Raw genomic sequence first — 15,894 nt, forward strand, 5'->3', positions numbered from 1 at the left:
GAACCGCGCTCTCCGATGACAACCGCACGACTACACGGCAAGATCATGCTCATGGAGGCCGAACACAACGCAGACAAGCATCTGAACACCCCGAATCGAAGACGGCCTTCAAAAATACGCAAATGGCTCACACGACTGGCCATGGCGGCTGCGGTAATCGGCGCGCTGCACTACGGGGCATGGGACGCGAGTTTAACTTGGCCACAAGAAAAAATTCCGGAACACCACAAAGTCTTGGGCATTACAATTTTATATTGGGGGCGCATTGGGAAGTTCGTTCTATTCGCGGCTGGATTTGTTGCACTTATCGATATCTACGGACCTAGAGGCTTAAGAAAAACAAGAGACCGGATCGACAGCCGCGCAGACAGAAGAATGAAGAAGATTCAATATCTACGACTTGGGCGGCGAATGGGCAGCACCGACAGGTACTTACGGCAAGCGCTCGACTCCGATCTTTCCCGAACGGCACTAGACGCACATGAAGCAATTCGATCGCTCGGAGAATGGCAGCACTCGTTCAAACACGATGACGAATACCAGAACATCCTACAGCGCCTACGTGACGAGTTCGAAAACAAGTCCCGTTGCGCCTACTGCGTAGAGCCGCCAAATCCCGGCAGGCTGCATACCTTATCACCCTCATTGAAACTATGGGAATGTAAGCACGGCGCACGTCTGTTTAATCAACAGGTCGACGCCTTTATGAGAAAAAGGTTCAAGACCCAAGAACGCGCTGCGCTCCGCCTTTACGGAGCCAAAAATAATTTCAACCTATACTGGGGAGTCTCGATAGCGATAATCTGGGTTCCAATTGTACCTGGAATATTCTCGGCAGGCCTGCTCTACGCCCTGTGGGGATTGATCTTTTTCGTAGTGGCCATCAGTGCCCTACTCGACGACGAGACCCGACGTGAACACCCCAATATCTTCATGCGCGTTTTCACGTCATTCGAACCGACCAGGATGACGCTATTACTCCTTACAACATGGTCGCGAATCGCTTCCAAATTACTCAATCGCGCGATTACGATGGCAAACGAACGCCGCCTACGCACCATAGCACTACTGATTTTTATCGCAGGGACAGCTCTCGATCTTCTAGCAAGCTAGCAAAACCAAACAGCTACAAGCCCGCAAGGAATCCACCGGTTAGACCCCTAGAGATCTACGGTATTCGGCCAGCGCCGAGACACTAGCCCTCTCTTCGACCTGCCCACGCTCAATCTCGATCCGCGCCCGGCGCCGAGCGCCTTCGGTAACCAGCAGGTCTGACATCGCGCTCATCAGCGCGGCGAACATCTGCGACGACGGCTTCGACGACCGGACGTAGCGGTCCATCGTGTGTGCGACGAAGCGCGCGGTCTGCCAGTCGCTCGGCTCGAAGTAGCGGCTCTGCGCGGACTCGGTCAGCGCCCGATACCACTCCGCGACGAGCGGGTGCGGGTCATCGAGCCCGAGGTCCGGTGCGCTGACGGCACCAAGTTCAGTCACCGACTCGGTGGGCTGGTCCGTGCGGTTGCGGCGAATTCGCTGTTCGCTGCGCTTGGGGACAGGGCCACGAGTGCCCATCGCGTGGCCCTCCTTTCCGTGGTTGCTGGCCGACTTGAGCTAAGCGACCACTTGAGGCGCGTAAGGATGCGTCAACGGTTCGGGCAGTTGGGTGTCTTTCCGTACAGGCGTGCAGACGTGTCCGGCACACTGTGCGGGTGGCCAAGGGGAACGAGATCCACAACGAGTTCAGTGGTCGGGCCGGGACCAGCTTTCAAATCGGCGTCAACAATGGCCCCATCTCCCTGACCAGCTCATCGAGCCCGTCGGGCGTCGACGAGAGGCAAGGGGAACGCCTTCGAGACCTTGCCGGCGCAGTCCGCTCGGCCAGCGATCGTGAACTGGAGAAGTGGGGGCTACGCGACCGGGACGCGTTGCCGGTACGTTGGCACACCGCCGAGGAGAACCTGTTCGACTACTGGGAGAAGATCCAGACCGACGGCACCCCGGTATCGCTCTCCGGACAGTTCACCGCGATCCGGAAGACCTACGAGGCCGTCGAGTCGAGGCGGTTGGTCACGAGGTTGGCGGCCCGCTCGATAGCGCTGCGCTGGTGCGGCTGTAGGTCCTGTTGACCTGCGATCTCGAAGCTGCGGGCGAAGGGATCAGCGACGCCGCTCCGGACGCCGGCCATCTCCTCTAAGACCGCGAGGCCATGGAAGGGAACGGCCCATGGCGAGTACCCACCCTCATGGCTCGCGACCAGGCGCCCGTCACACAGCTCCTCGGCCGCGGACAGGAGCTTGCGGGTCATCTCCCGGTAGGTCGCGCTCGTGAGCATCTGCCGCCCCAACGGGTCGTAAGCCCCAGCGTCATACCCGGCGGCGACCACGATCACGTCCGGAACAAACCGGTGCAGCGCGGGCAGCACGACCTCATCGAAGGCAGCCAGGTAGGCACCGTGGCCCGAGCCCGGAGGCAGCGGGACGTTGAGGTTGGCGCCGACACCCGGCCCGTTGCCGTTCTCGTGCAAATGACCGGAGTTCGCTGGGAACAACTGGTCCTGGTGCAGCGAGATCGTCAGCACGTTCGGGTCGGCGTAGAAGATGTCCTGTGTGCCGTTGCCGTGGTGCACGTCGAAGTCCACGACCGCGACCCGCTCGGCATCCCCGCGGGCGATCGACCGCGCGATCGCGACTCCGATGTTGTTGACCAGGCAGAAGCCAAGGCCGCCGGCTCGGCGCGCGTGGTGGCCGGGCGGACGAACCAGCGCGTAGGCGTTGTCGACCCAACCTTCGAGGACGGCGTCCATCGCTGCCGCAGTGCCCCGGCGGCCACCCGCGCGATGTCGTAGCTATCGCGCCCGAACGGGCTGGACCCATCCACCCGGCCACCATCGTTCGCACTGGCCTGCTCCAGCCAATCGAGGTAGCTCGCGTCGTGAACGCGCTCCAGGTCTTCGCGGTCGATCAGCACCGCGTCTATGCGGTCCAAGTCCCAGAGCAAACCCGAGGTCTCGATCAGCTCAGCGAGCCTGCGCTTCGTGTCGGGGTGCTCGAAGTGCTGACCGGGCTCGATCCCGGACAACGGCTTCGGCTTGAACAGCCCCGCGGATGTCCCGGTGTCGTGCCAGGCCATCAGCGGCGTCCAGAAGTATCCCGTCTCCATGAAAGTCCAATCGAATCGAAAGAATCGGCCGCTGCGCGACCTGAAAACCCGTACAACTGCTGGGCCGCTATGCCCACCGAGCCCGAATGACCAGGGGGAGGGGCCTCCCCCTGGGTCAGTGCTCGCCGGTCAACCCTGGGTGCCGCTCGGCCGGACGTAGCCGCAGCGCGGCACGACGTGCGCGCCCCTGCACACCCTCACGGGCGGACTTGCGTGCATGGCATGGCTTGCATGCGGCTTGCAGGTTGGCTAGTTCGTGCAGGTCACCACGTTGCGTGTGATCCACATCGGTAGCCGCACGCACACAATCCGGTCCGTTGATCTGGCAGGTGTAGGCGTCCCTACGCATCACCTGTGACCGCAGGTGCGACCAGGTACGCGGTAGCCGCTGCTTACGGGCACTGCCACCCCATGCATCCATATATGCATCTCCCCTGGTCAGAGACTTTTTGCTACGTGCAGATGTGATAGACAACACATATGCTTGACCGAAATAGCCTTATCCGTAGGCTTATCGCCGTACGCAAAAATCAGCGAAACGGAATCCCAATATCCTCCGCGATCTGCTTTTGTTCCTTGACAACTCCATAGCGCTTAACTCCGCCGCGAAACTGATCTTTGAGTAGTCGGCGCGGATATTCCGTGTCGGCATCTGAGAGATCAGGCGACAAAGCGTCGCCTACCCGATCAACTGGGAGGAATCAATTGTTCACGATGACGCACGTCTATTCGCCGGAGCAGTACGCGCGAGTTGTTGAACTCTGGGAACGGTTGATCGGCAACCCTTACACCTCGCTTATCGAGGAGCGCCCTTACAAATGGGGCATTGACAAGCCAGACAGGTGCGAGCACCTGTACGCGCTTGTGTTCAGCGATGGCGAGGAACCGCAGGACTATTTCCCGGTCACTCTGAATCTGATCAGCTACTCGGACTACGGCGGTACCGACCTTGATGCCGCCAACGTCCGGGCACTGGACGGAACGCCAGGGGTCAACGTCTCCACCAACGGCGTTCACGGTGAAAACTCCGCGTGGATTCAGTTAGGCGAGCTTCCGACTAACGGTGAAGACATCGAAACCGGCATCGGGTGGCTGAAGCACCTTGCCGACACCATGGACGGACTCACGGATTACCCACTGATCAACGAGGAAACCCACTCTGAGTACGTCTTGGAGCTGGCCGATGAAGCATGGGGACAGTTCCTCGGCGACGACACCCAGAGAGACTTGATCAAACTCGCGGAACAGAACGACGTTGACATTCCCGACGATCTGACGCACTACGGCTATCCGGTCGAGGACCATGCCGAATACGTCGAATACCTGCGGGAAAAGAGCGAAGACACTATCCGCGAGGCGTACTACTCCTACGAGACGAACGAGTGGAACTGCGAAACGGCAACGTCCGTCGTCAACGGTTGCCACGAAGACACAGTCTTGCACGTCGCCCGCACTGTTCTTAAGTGGGACGTCTGAACTGTTTCTACGGTCGGTGTCAGATTCACCCTGACACCGTGCCGCCGATACAGGATCGGAAATCTGAGGGAGCATGTAATGGCTATGGGCACCGTCTATCGGGACTTTCGCCACTCTGACCACGAGCACGAAGCACGCGAGAACGGTTTCAATGCGGGGTATGACCAGGCGAACTACGTGGACGCCTATGGCCCGACGCCGGAAACCGAAATGCCCGAACGGTTCGCGGAAGTCGCCCAGATCTGGACAGACGCCTACGAGGAGGGCAAGGACGATTTCGAGACGGTCCAGTCCGCAGAGGAAATGTACGGGCACGACTGGCACGACTGGACCGAAGCGGCCAGCCGTTGAGATACGCCGTGCGACACGGGAACTGGCCCGTGTCGTGCGGTATCCCAACGGATACGGAGGAAAAATGGCATACCTGAGCCAGCAAACCACCTATGACATCCTGCTTGACTCCTTGCATTTCGGCTCATCGTGGTTTAACTACAGCGAATGGCGCCACGTCACCGAGAAGGGCGACGTAACCGGCGAGTGGTCGGTGAAGATCACCGAATCCGACAACCTCGACCGTTCGTCCACCGTTGGCCACAACGAAATCCTGGCGGCAATGGAGAAGATCGAGCGCGGCGGTACATCGCTCGCTGATCGATACGTGCGCCAGGCTCGCGACGTTCTGACCGCCGAAAGTCACGCGGACGCCGAAGACGAGTTGTGCCAGCTCGATGCCGACTCGTTCGACTGCATTGTTCAGGTCGCCGTCCTGGGCGACGTCGTCTATGGCTGATCTGAACCGCTGAGATACGCCGTGCGACACGGGCCGTGGTCCGTGTCGTGCGGTATCCCAACGGACTCGATCGGAAAGGTGATCAAAATGGGGTGGCTTCGTTCGGTGGTTGACTACCTGGAAACGGATACGCCGGGTCCGCTATTGAATCTCGACCGCGACGCGATCCGCGTCGTGATCCAGGAATTGGACAGCGACGGACACCTGAACCGCTCCATGGACGGGTGGGAAGTCGCGCGGTGGATCAAGGAAAACGGGCAAGGAATTTACGAGTCCGAGGAGAATTTCGCAGCGGAATACTGTCTGGAGGTCGACGGGGAGGCGATCAAGGCACTACCTGACTACCTCCGGCTGTCGTTCAACTGGGCGCACGTGTGGGTCGCCTTGCAGTGGTTCGACGCAATGCACATCGGCGCGCGGGTGTTCGTGTACCGCATCGACTCCTGAGCCGTTGAGACACGCCGTGATGCTCAGGTCTCGGCCTGAGCGTTGCGGTGTCCCAACGGACACCGGAGGGACCGCGCCGCAGAGAGGGGCGCATCAGATCTGTACGCGCGAGCCGCCCTGCCTCGGGCAAGGACCAGGGCGACTCGCTGACCATCGGAGATAGGTTCCAATGGCTGAATCGAAGCATATCAACGCGCACCCACAACCAGGACAGATCGATCTGTTTCCAGATCTCCAGCCAGAGCCGCCGGGGTTGCCATCCTGGTTACAAGACCGGCGTGTCTCACCAGTCGGCTTTCTCCTGACCGTCCCGAACCTCCAGCAGGCACCAACGGAGTGGCCGCACGCGTCGTGGCTGCGGACGGATTGCCTGGAGTGCGGGCAGTTTTCGTCGTGGGTCTTCACGGCTGAGGACGGCAACAGCTGGGAGAAGGACCACGTCCAGAGCACCGGCCACCGCCGCTTTTCCTCGTTCATGCTCTCCCGCGTTCAGTTCGAGGTCGCGGCGCCGGACTCCGATGCGGAGTCGTTCCCTGTCGGCCGTTGAGACATGCCGTGGCGCTCAGGTTCTTAGGGCCTGAGCGTTGCGGTGCCCTAACGAATTGGAGAACACCAATGTCCGAAAACACAACTGTCAGCGCCACGGAGCAGACCGAGCCCCTGTGCCAGAGCTCGGGGGGAGCCCACCGCCCGGATGACATGCCGGACAAGGGCGATCGCTGCAAGGACTGTGGGCGGCCGATCACGTGGCTTGGCCCCAGCATGTACGACTGGGAGCTTGCTTACAGCCCTGAGCCCTTGTCGACGGTCGACCGGTTTCCGGCCGAGCGCATCGATGCCGAGTCAGTTGAAGACCTGGCCGAGATCGATTTCGACGGCGAAGGCGACATGCTTTACGGAAACTCGCCCGAGGACCACGTCCACGACAACTCGCGGCGTGCCGGTTTCGCCGTCCCGGCGTTAGAAGCCTTCACCGAGACGACTCGCCTGCACGGCGAGAACATCGACCTCGTCGTCGCGGACCTACTCGCCGACCTCTTGCACTTGTGCGATGCGCTATCGCTGGACTTCGACGAGCTCGTAAAGCGCGGGTACGAGCACTACAGCGCAGAGGTCACCGGGAATTGGGCGTGATGATCAAAGCGTGGATTGCAAGCGTCGTTCTCGTCCTACTTGTGGGCGCTGCACTGGCTGAGCGACCGATCGGAAGTCAGACCACAATCGTGCCTGCGCCCAGCGCGCACCACCCCGGCCGGATCGAAGAGGACGACGCCGGATGGGACTGCAAGACGATGGGCAACCGCCAGTGCGGCCCGCCGGTACGTCTCCAGTAGGACGTGCGAGAAGCTGAGGCGAACGGCCCGGCAGCATCCGCTACGGATGTTTGCCGGGCCGTTTTACTTTTGCCGGGAACTCAGTCGTCCGAACCGGAGCTGCGGTCACTGGTGTTCCTGCGGCCGGAGCTGGAGTCGCTGTCGGAATCGCTACCGCTCTTCGAGCCCGAGCTGCTGCGCTTGCGCGACGAGGAGTCGGAGTCCGAGTCAGAGTCGCGCCGCTTCCTGGAGGACGAGCCGGAGTCGCGGTCACGCGAGTCCGAGTCACTGTCGCGCTTCCGCGAAGACGAGCCGGAGTCCGAATCGCTGTCGCTGCCGCGCTTGCCCGACGAAGAGCCCGAGTCGCTGCCGCTGCTGCGCTTGTGGGAAGACGAGGAGCCGGAGCGGTCACTGCTCCCGCTTCGCGACCGGGACGAGGAGCCCGAGTCGCTGTCGGAGCTGCTGCCCGAGGTCGTGCGGTCCTTGCTGTCGCTGTCCTCGGCGGTCATGGTTCATGCCTCCTGTGACGTTGATTTCGTGCCGTATTCAGTTGTCAGGTCGCACGGGCTGCGCGGGCCTGGAGACGCCCGCCGGCGAACGGGTGCCGGCGGTTCAGGTGCGCGGAAGTTGAGGGCCTGGGCCGGGGACTCGCGGTGATCAGTCGTGAGAACGCCCCGTCAACCAGGCCGGGGCATCTCGCGAGGCGCCGTAAGAAGACGTGCCTTCTGGGGGTAGCGAGATGCCCGAGCGCTCACGCAGGGAATCGAACCCAAAGACCGGTGTGGTCTTGTCTGCCTGCTCAGACACGCGGCGGGTCACCACGTCGCGCAGCGATAGAAACGCCCGAGGGATCCGCGGCGACGCGCATGGGCATCCCCTAGCCCTGCCCCACGGGCAGGGCTCGCCGCTATCGCTGCGGGCACGTGGTGGAGTCTGGTCAAGGAGTCGGGGTCGTTCGGTGGTCATGCCCGAACTCCCACTCCTCTGTCTGTTCAGCGATCGCGGCGAGCTCGTCTGCACGATCTAGCAGAGCCCGGACATCGCCAATGCGGGCTGCGTACTCCGCGACGGTCATCGGTCGCGGCTCGAAGGCGGACAGTTGCTCGGCGGTCATGTCGACCGGTGTCGGGTGCACGGCACCGCGTTCGATCTCGATCCGGCGGCTCATCGTGGCCGCCAGACGCCGGACTTCACCCGCTGTTGATCGGTAGAGGTAGGGCAACACTGCGCTCGGGTCCTCGAACACGCAGCCAGTCCGCCACTTGGGGTTGCTGTTGCCTGCGACCATTTCCCTTCCCTCGAAGGTTTGGAAGGTGCCCACGTAGAGACGCCGCGCCGTCAACCGACCACGCGGCATGGAGACGCGACGTGGAGCGCTTTACGGGACGGCGCGGCGAGAGGCCGGGGGGAAGCACGCGGGGCACGGGCGCGTGCAGGTCGACCCCGGCAGACGGGCGGGAAATGGCCCTCGCCCTTGTAGTGGGTGCTGGAGTCCCCGAACTGGGCACGAAGCCGCATATGACCCAGATCACAAATTGGGCTTCTCGTGCGCGCGCCGTAACGACACTGAAGGATCGTTTCGGGCCTTCAAGGCTGTGACCTGCACTGTTACGCCAGTTACGCTTGTTACGGGGGCGTAAGAGCGAACGCCTCCTAGTTAAATGAGGGGTCGGGCTTTCTCACCAATTCACCGGCTTCCCACGAGCCGACTTGCCGCTGCCAAGCGTCACGTACGGCCGTACGTCCGATGGCCTGATCTTCTGCTCCTGGAGGGTTTCCTTCACGCTGGAGCCGAGCATGTAGAAGGTCGCGTCGGAGTGTGGTTCGAGGCGATGCGGAAGGGAGTGTGTTTGCATCGGCTGGTTCGGCGAGACGATCGTTCCCCCGCTGGGACTCCGAAGTCCGAAGCCGGTTACCGTCGTTGCTGCCCTGCCCTTGTTTATTGCGCGCACTGCGATCAGGTGCGGCCCTACGGCTCCACCGATTTCCGCAGCGTATGCATGTTGCGACGTGACCTGTACCCAGGGGCCGTTGTGTAGCCAAGACCAGATCTGCCAGCCAAGCGATATCAAACTTAGCGCGAGTCCGATAAGTGCAATTACAAGCGTCATACCATAGCGTTGCCTAGCTGCCCAGGACGAAGGAAGAGGCTTTTGCCTCTCCCTTCGCCCATGCCATCGCTAGCGGCGTGCAGGGCGGGTCAAGAGGGAGCTTGCTCATCGCGAACCTTCACAATTGAACTACCAAAATCATATCAATTTGTAAAGTGAGAATTAGGAAGTAGCCCGAAGGCGAGCGCGCGCCAGAATTACGAAAAGGTGATCATCGGCCACTTCGAGGCGGGCGCGCCCAGCTCGGCCGTAACAGCCGTAACCGGCGCAACAGTGCAGCACACAGGCATGAACATCCGTTACAACCAAGGCGAAGTGTTACGGACGCAGCCGTAGCACTTGCTCCCCCGGAAGGGCCTTACATTGCCTGGCAATTACTCTTTGTGCCCAGCGGCGAGCGCTAGTTGAAATCAGAATCAATCAACATCAGGGTGGCGGACTCGGGGTCTTTGCCTTCCGCCTCAGCTCGGCGGATAAAGCCTTCGGGTCCAAAGTAGACCGAGATGCGCGATGGGTCGAGCTTCTTTCCGCCGCGTTGGGCAGGCGCCACCTCGACGAACGTTCCGGCGTTCAGCAAGAGGTCTCGCCGACCAGCAGTGTCTGAATCGTCCCACAGCTCGGCGTGCGTCTTGCCGGTTGGAATCTCTTCAACGCCGCCGGGAGCTGCATCACTCTGCCTCGCTTTAAGGCTGGACAGCCGCTCTTCCAGCTTGGCGTACTGCGCTGCGTACCGGTGAGCACCGTCCTCGCCCTTGAAGAGGCCGCGCTCGTATCGGTCAGCCTCTAGGTCTTTCAGCGCTTCCTCAGCCTGTCGGATCTGAGGCCGGAAATCTTCAGCGACCTTCTTTTCGATCTTCACCACCGGCATGTGACCGATCCCACGGAGGAATTCCTTGGCCACATGCGCTTCCAGCGCCTCTGCCGCGACGCTCGGTCCGTAGCAATCCACGTCCTGGCCAGCCTGTCGCTGCTTCAACCGACCAATGCAACGGTATCGAGTGCGCCCGCCCGCCACGTAGGTATACATGCGCCCACTGCACAACGAACAGAACAAGACTCCCCGCAGTAACGCTGTCCCCTCGCGCCGCCGCTCACTGCGGTCACTCCTCCGTGTCAACTCATCCTGGAGGGCATGCCAAGTGCGCATGTCCAGGATCGGAGGACGTGTCACTAGCGGCAGCCCGTCTGTCCGCAAGATGGGCTTACCGTCTTCGATCACCTGGCCAAGTAACTGGGGGTTCGTCAACAAGCTCCGCAGCGTGGTCGTATACCACCGCTCCGAATCACTCCGTTTGCCGTTCGGCTGACGTGAGCGGTGCCCAGGCGAAACCACACCCGCCTTGGTCAGATCCGTGGCGATCTTCATGAGCGATTCTTTAGCCAGGACTCGATCAACGATCCCGTGAACGACCTTCTCTTCGTCAGGGTTGATCTCCAACACCCGCCCAGCACCGTTCGGGTTGGGAACAACCCGGTACCCGTACGGGACTCGCCCACCAGTCCAACGTCCTTCACGGCGCAGATGCTCGTGCGCATTGGACACTCGGGACCCGATGGTGTCGGACTCCAACTCAGCAAAAACAGCGATCACCCGCGCCATTGCCCGCCCCATCGAGGAGGTGAGGTCCAGAGGCTCTTGCGCCGAGGCCAGTGCAACCGACTGCGTCTCCGCGATTTGCATGATCTCGGCGAAGTCGACGGTCGACCGCGCAAGCCTGTCGATCTTGAAAAACACCACCACATCAAGGTCGGCCAGGCGGGCCAAGATTCTCTGGAGTCCCGGACGTTCCAGGCCGCGGGAGAACCCGCTCACATCGATGTCCTCCTCGACCGCAACGACTTCCCAACCGCGTGCCTCACATATGGCCTCGCACGCCGCCCGCTGACGCTCTGGGGACGTACTCTCGTCGGTGTCCCGTGACAGCCGGACGTAGATGGCCGCGCGCATCCCAGGCCCAGTCGTGACAGGTGTTCCCTTCCGTCTCTTCGCACGAGGCATAGCCTTGGGCGAGCGAGGTGTGACGGACTCGGGAGCAGCTTCGTGGGTCACGTGACGAACCTATCTGTTGGAGGTATGTGTGTCCTGCTTGATCGTCCAGTCCGACAAGACGTTGCTGCTCGAAGTCGATCACGACCTCGCCGACGACGCGCGCACCGCCATCGCACCCTTCGCCGAGCTCGAGCGCGCGCCGGAGCACGTGCACACCTACCGGATCACGCCGCTCGCGCTGTGGAACGCGCGCGCGGCCGGGCACGACGCCGAGCAGGTCGTCGACGGACTGGTTCGCTTCTCCCGCTACCCCGTGCCGCAGCCGCTGCTGGTCGACATCGTCGAGACCATGGGCCGCTTCGGCCGGTTGCAGCTGACCAACGACCCCGCGCACGGCCTCGTGCTGGTCTCCGTGGACCGCGCCGTGCTCGAAGAGGTCCTGCGCAACAAGAAGATCGCCCCGATGTTCGGCGCCCGCATCGACGACGACACCGTCGTCGTGCATCCCAGCGAGCGCGGACGTCTCAAGCAGATGCTGCTCAAGGTCGGCTGGCCCGCCGAAGACCTCGCAGGCTACGTCGACGGCGAAGCGCACCCCATCGAGCTGGAGCAGGACGGCTGGAACCTGCGCGACTACCAGCGCCAAGCCGTGCAGTCGTTCTGGGCCGGTGGCTCCGGCGTCGTCGTGCTGCCCTGCGGCGCCGGCAAGACGCTGGTCGGCGCGGCGGCCATGGCCGAGGCGGCGGCGACCACGTTGATCCTCGTCACCAACACCGTCGCGGGCCGCCAGTGGAAGCGCGAGCTGATCGAGCGGACCTCGTTGACCGAGGAGGAGATCGGCGAGTACTCCGGGGAGAAGAAGGAGATCCGGCCGGTCACCATCGCGACCTACCAGGTGATCACCCGCCGTTCCAAGGGCGAGTACAAGCACCTGGAGCTGTTCGACTCCCGCGACTGGGGCCTGGTCGTCTACGACGAGGTGCACCTGCTGCCCGCCCCGGTGTTCCGGATGACCGCGGACCTGCAGTCCCGCCGCCGGCTCGGCCTGACCGCCACCCTCGTCCGCGAGGACGGCCGGGAAGGCGACGTGTTCTCGTTGATCGGCCCCAAGCGCTACGACGCCCCGTGGAAGGACATCGAGGCGCAGGGCTGGATCGCGCCCGCGGAGTGCGTCGAAGTGCGGGTGACGCTGACCGACGACGAACGCCTGCAGTACGCCACCTCCGAAGCCGAGGAGCGCTACAAGCTGTGCGCGACCGCGCGCACCAAGGCCCCGGTGGTCAAGGCGATCCTCGACCAGCACCCGGACGAGCCCACCCTGGTCATCGGCGCCTACCTGGACCAGCTGCACGAGCTCGGCGAGGCGCTGGAGGCGCCGATCATCGAGGGCTCGACGAAGAACAAGGAGCGCGAGGAGCTCTTCGACGCGTTCCGGCGCGGCGAGATCAACCGGCTCGTCGTGTCCAAGGTCGCCAACTTCTCGATCGACCTGCCCGAAGCCTCGGTCGCCGTGCAGGTGTCGGGCACCTTCGGGTCCCGGCAGGAGGAGGCGCAGCGGCTCGGCCGGCTGCTGCGGCCCAAGGCCGAGCGCAAGCAGGCGCACTTCTACTCGGTCGTCTCGCGCGACACCTTGGACACCGACTACGCCGCGCACAGGCAGCGGTTCCTCGCCGAACAGGGCTATGCCTACCGGATCGTGGACGCCGACGACCTGCTCGGCCCGGCTCTCCCGGACGCGGGGTGACCGAAACTCCGGGTGAGCCTCGGATAGCTGTCATCCAAAAGGGGCCCGCGTTCGGCTGCTTTGCAGCTACCGTTGCGTTGAACGAACGCAGCGCCTGAGCTGCAAGACACTGGAGATCGGATGGAAACCGAGCACCAACGGCCGGCGATGGGCGGTGCGCACCGCTTCGTCGGCCTCGCGGAGAACCTCGAGCGCTACGCCGGCGCCCCCACGGGAGCCGAGCCGCCGAACGTGAACGGCACCAACCGCGGCTACGGTCTGGTGTTCTTCCACCTCGAAGAACTCCATCTGACGACGGTGATCAGCAGCGGCCTGCGGTTCCAGCCACTTGGCGCCCACCCCGCTCAGGAACTGGCCTGCTCGGTCTACCGGGAGCAGGCCGAAGCCGCCCGCCACCTGGTCGACCTCACCTCGGAACTGCTGGTGCAGAACCGCACCTTCCTGGTTCCCGACCAGATCGTGCCGAACGAGAAGCCGCTGCTGCCGGGAACCGAGTTCCACGGCGTCCTGGCCAGCGGACATCCGATCTTCCCGTCGGAGTTCACCCGCTTCACCGACCCGGAGGGCATCGAGCAGCTCCAGGTCTTCACCCTCCTCCCGGTCACGCTGGGCGAGCTCAACTACATCCTCGACCACGGCGTCACCGCCCTGCGCCAGCAATGGGCCCGCTTCGAGGTAGACGTCTTCGACCTGGGCCGCCCCAGCGTCGCCTGACCGACCGCCCACCACCAACGACACCAGCGCCCCGGGGAGGAACCCGGATCACGGCCGCACCCACAACCTGATCACGGCAGTGCTCCGGCATCCCCACGTCCCGGGGGGAGCCTGATCACCCCGCGTTCGGGGAACCCGGTCACGGAGAGGTCCAGCACCCGACCCCAGGGTGGTCGGATCACCGCCGTAGTCGGTTCCTGATCACGGCGGTGTTCCGGGTACCCGACCCGCTGGGCTCCTGGGTGAACCCCTGGTTACCGCCGTGATCGGAGGGCCGAACACGGCCGTGTCCGGTCCCCCTCGGGGGCGCGGACGCAGGTTCGGGCTGGAAGGATTGAGGTATGGCGAGCTTCTATCCTGCGGAACTGGACGCCGTGCGGGTGTACGCGTTGCCGATGCGGAACCGGTTCCGCGGGATCACCGTGCGGCGCGGGGTGCTCATGTCCGGCCCTGCCGGCTGGGGCGAGTTCTGCCCGTTCGAGGACTACGACGACGCCAGCGCCGTTCCGTGGTTGGAGGCGGCGTTCGAGGCGTGCGGTGACCGATGGCCGGAGCCCATCAGGGACCGGATCCCCGTCAACTGCACCGTTCCCGCCGTGTCCGCCGAGAAGGCCGCGCAGATCGTGGCGCGCTCCGGGTGCCGGACCGCGAAGGTCAAGATCGCCGATCCCGGTCAGACCGCCGCCGAAGACCTGGAGCGGGTCGCCGCCGTCCGGGACGCGCTCGGGCCCGACGGCGCGATCCGGGTCGACGCCAACGCGGCGTGGGACGTCGACACCGCTGTCAGCCGCATCCGCGAGCTCGACGCCGCCGCCCACGGCTTGGAGTACGCCGAGCAGCCGTGCCCGAGCATCGAGGAGCTCGCCGCCGTGCGGCGCAAGGTCGACGTGCGCATCGCCGCCGATGAGAGCATCCGCCGCGCCGAGGACCCGATGCGCGTGGCCGTGGCCGGAGCAGCCGATGTGGCGATCATCAAGGCGACGCCGCTGGGCGGAGTCCGCCGAGCGCTGCAGGTCGCCGAGGCCTCCGGTCTGCCGTGCGTGGTGTCCTCGGCGGTGGAGACCAGCGTGGGTCTGTCAGCGCAGCTGGCGCTGGCGGGTGCGCTGCCCGAGCTGCCGTTCGCGTGCGGGCTGGGCACCATGGCGCTGCTCGACGGCGACGTGGTCGCCGATTCGCTGCTGCCCGAGCAGGGATTCCTGCCCGTGCTGTCGAAGCCCCCGAAGCCCGACCCGGCGCTGGTCGCGGCCGCCACTCCCCCCGCCGACGTGCAGCGGTGGTGGCTTGACCGGCTCGGCCGGGTCGGAGCCCTACTGCAGGACTGAGGGTTGGCCCCCGCCTGGGGGAATCGCTACGAGGCGCGCTTGCGGGCGCGGCGCTTCTTGAAGCGGCGCAGCACGATGAACGCCACCAGCAGACCGATCACGGCCGGAGCGGCCCGCTTGAGGACCGGTGTTCCCGCGGTGCCCAGCAGGTCGATGGCCTCGTCGTTGGCGGCAGGATCAGCGACCGTGGTCGGGCTCGGCGAGTCGGCGCTGGCCGGTGTGACCCGCCAGCTGGTGTCCTTGCGCGCCGAACCGACCGCGGGGCCCGCAGCCGCCGAACCCGCCGCTGCGGCGGCACCGTCGCCGTTGGTGCCGCCCTTGGTCTCGGTGCTCTGCGGCTCGGCCGACGCCTTCTCCTGCGCGGGTGGGGCCTCCTGCTCGGACTCCAGCTTCTTGGCGAGGTTGTCGGCGAACTGGTTCAAGATCTTGCCGCCCACCTCGGAGATCAGGCCGCGGCCCAGCTGAGCGGGCTTGCCGGTGACCTTCAGGTCCGTGTCGACCTTGCCCGAGGTCGTGTCGCCCTCGTCGGTCAACGTGACGACGACCGTCGCGGCGGCGGTGCCGCTGCCCCGCGAGTCCTTGCCGCTGGCGTCGATGACCAGCCGCCGGTTCTCCTCGTCGATGTCCTTGAAGACACCGGTTCCCTTGTACAGCAGCGTCACCGGTCCGAGCTTGACCTTCACCGAACCGGCGAACTCGTTGCCTTCGGCCTTGGTGAGCGTGGCGCCGGGCATGCACGGAGCGACCCGCTCTGGATCGGTCATCGCCTTCCACGCCGCATCGATCGGCACCGGAACGCTGAACGTGTGCTGCATTTCCACTGGAAGG

Annotated in this window: 17 protein-coding genes; 12 read left to right on the forward strand and 5 right to left on the reverse strand. The window is 63.9% G+C overall.

The genetic code is table 11. The features are described from left to right. Window positions 1–51: 51 nt before the first annotated feature. Window positions 52–1,113: a hypothetical protein gene (locus E1161_RS13400; RefSeq protein ID WP_132623205.1), complete on the forward strand. Its 1,062-nt coding sequence runs from the start codon at window positions 52–54 to the stop codon at window positions 1,111–1,113. 39 nt (window positions 1,114–1,152) lie between these two features. On the opposite strand, the gene E1161_RS13405 is transcribed toward E1161_RS13400, so the two are convergent. After that, on the reverse strand, window positions 1,153–1,572 hold the full coding sequence (locus E1161_RS13405; protein WP_132623207.1) for a phage terminase small subunit: 420 nt from the start codon (window positions 1,570–1,572) through the stop codon (window positions 1,153–1,155). 137 nt (window positions 1,573–1,709) lie between these two features. On the opposite strand from E1161_RS13405, the gene E1161_RS13410 reads away from it, so the two are divergent. After that, window positions 1,710–2,126, forward strand: a complete 417-nt coding sequence (locus E1161_RS13410; RefSeq protein ID WP_132623209.1) for a hypothetical protein — start codon at window positions 1,710–1,712, stop codon at window positions 2,124–2,126. Here the strand turns inward: E1161_RS13410 and E1161_RS13415 are convergent. Beyond that, window positions 2,039–2,803, reverse strand: coding sequence for an arginase family protein (locus E1161_RS13415; RefSeq protein ID WP_235875004.1), 765 nt, complete (start codon window positions 2,801–2,803; stop codon window positions 2,039–2,041). The two genes, E1161_RS13410 and E1161_RS13415, sit on opposite strands and share 88 nt — an antisense overlap. A gap of 1,070 nt (window positions 2,804–3,873) precedes the next feature. On the opposite strand from E1161_RS13415, the gene E1161_RS13425 reads away from it, so the two are divergent. From E1161_RS13425 to E1161_RS13460, 7 genes are all read left to right on the forward strand, one after another. Next, on the forward strand, window positions 3,874–4,635 hold the full coding sequence (locus tag E1161_RS13425) for a hypothetical protein (protein ID WP_132623213.1): 762 nt from the start codon (window positions 3,874–3,876) through the stop codon (window positions 4,633–4,635). 78 nt (window positions 4,636–4,713) lie between these two features. Continuing rightward, window positions 4,714–4,986, forward strand: coding sequence for a hypothetical protein (locus E1161_RS13430; RefSeq protein WP_165939786.1), 273 nt, complete (start codon window positions 4,714–4,716; stop codon window positions 4,984–4,986). A 64-nt stretch (window positions 4,987–5,050) separates the two neighbouring features. Further along, window positions 5,051–5,425, forward strand: a complete 375-nt coding sequence (locus E1161_RS13435; protein WP_132623217.1) for a hypothetical protein — start codon at window positions 5,051–5,053, stop codon at window positions 5,423–5,425. Window positions 5,426–5,530: 105 nt separating this feature from the next. Then, complete coding sequence (locus E1161_RS13440) at window positions 5,531–5,872, forward strand: hypothetical protein (protein WP_132623219.1); 342 nt, start codon at window positions 5,531–5,533, stop codon at window positions 5,870–5,872. A 169-nt stretch (window positions 5,873–6,041) separates the two neighbouring features. Next, window positions 6,042–6,419, forward strand: a complete 378-nt coding sequence (locus E1161_RS13445; protein ID WP_132623221.1) for a hypothetical protein — start codon at window positions 6,042–6,044, stop codon at window positions 6,417–6,419. Window positions 6,420–6,487: 68 nt separating this feature from the next. Continuing rightward, on the forward strand, window positions 6,488–7,006 hold the full coding sequence (locus E1161_RS13450; RefSeq protein WP_132623223.1) for a hypothetical protein: 519 nt from the start codon (window positions 6,488–6,490) through the stop codon (window positions 7,004–7,006). Between the two features lie 269 nt (window positions 7,007–7,275). After that, window positions 7,276–7,842 (forward strand): hypothetical protein, encoded by a 567-nt coding sequence (locus tag E1161_RS13460; protein ID WP_165939787.1) that lies wholly within the window; start codon window positions 7,276–7,278, stop codon window positions 7,840–7,842. Between the two features lie 280 nt (window positions 7,843–8,122). Here E1161_RS13460 and E1161_RS13465 read toward each other — a convergent pair whose 3' ends face one another. Then, entirely contained in the window at window positions 8,123–8,506 is a 384-nt protein-coding gene (locus E1161_RS13465; RefSeq protein WP_132623227.1) for a hypothetical protein, read from the reverse strand. 1,190 nt (window positions 8,507–9,696) lie between these two features. After that, window positions 9,697–11,295 (reverse strand): recombinase family protein, encoded by a 1,599-nt coding sequence (locus tag E1161_RS13470; protein ID WP_328591254.1) that lies wholly within the window; start codon window positions 11,293–11,295, stop codon window positions 9,697–9,699. 79 nt (window positions 11,296–11,374) lie between these two features. Here E1161_RS13470 and E1161_RS13475 point away from each other — a divergent pair, with 79 nt between their 5' ends. From E1161_RS13475 to E1161_RS13485, 3 genes are all read left to right on the forward strand, one after another. Further along, the gene (locus E1161_RS13475) at window positions 11,375–13,030 is read left to right on the forward strand and encodes a DNA repair helicase XPB (RefSeq protein WP_132623231.1); all 1,656 of its coding nucleotides are present in this window, start codon (window positions 11,375–11,377) and stop codon (window positions 13,028–13,030) included. Window positions 13,031–13,150: 120 nt separating this feature from the next. Continuing rightward, window positions 13,151–13,744 (forward strand): suppressor of fused domain protein, encoded by a 594-nt coding sequence (locus tag E1161_RS13480; protein ID WP_132623233.1) that lies wholly within the window; start codon window positions 13,151–13,153, stop codon window positions 13,742–13,744. 341 nt (window positions 13,745–14,085) lie between these two features. Then, window positions 14,086–15,066 carry an o-succinylbenzoate synthase gene (locus E1161_RS13485; protein ID WP_132623235.1) on the forward strand — a complete coding sequence of 327 codons (981 nt, stop codon included), beginning with the start codon at window positions 14,086–14,088 and terminating at the stop codon, window positions 15,064–15,066. Between the two features lie 26 nt (window positions 15,067–15,092). On the opposite strand, the gene E1161_RS13490 is transcribed toward E1161_RS13485, so the two are convergent. After that, entirely contained in the window at window positions 15,093–15,887 is a 795-nt protein-coding gene (locus E1161_RS13490) for an SRPBCC family protein (RefSeq protein WP_132623237.1), read from the reverse strand. Window positions 15,888–15,894 lie beyond the last annotated feature (7 nt).

It is taken from the genome of Saccharopolyspora aridisoli (genome assembly GCF_004348445.1).
Classification (GTDB): domain Bacteria; phylum Actinomycetota; class Actinomycetes; order Mycobacteriales; family Pseudonocardiaceae; genus Saccharopolyspora; species Saccharopolyspora aridisoli.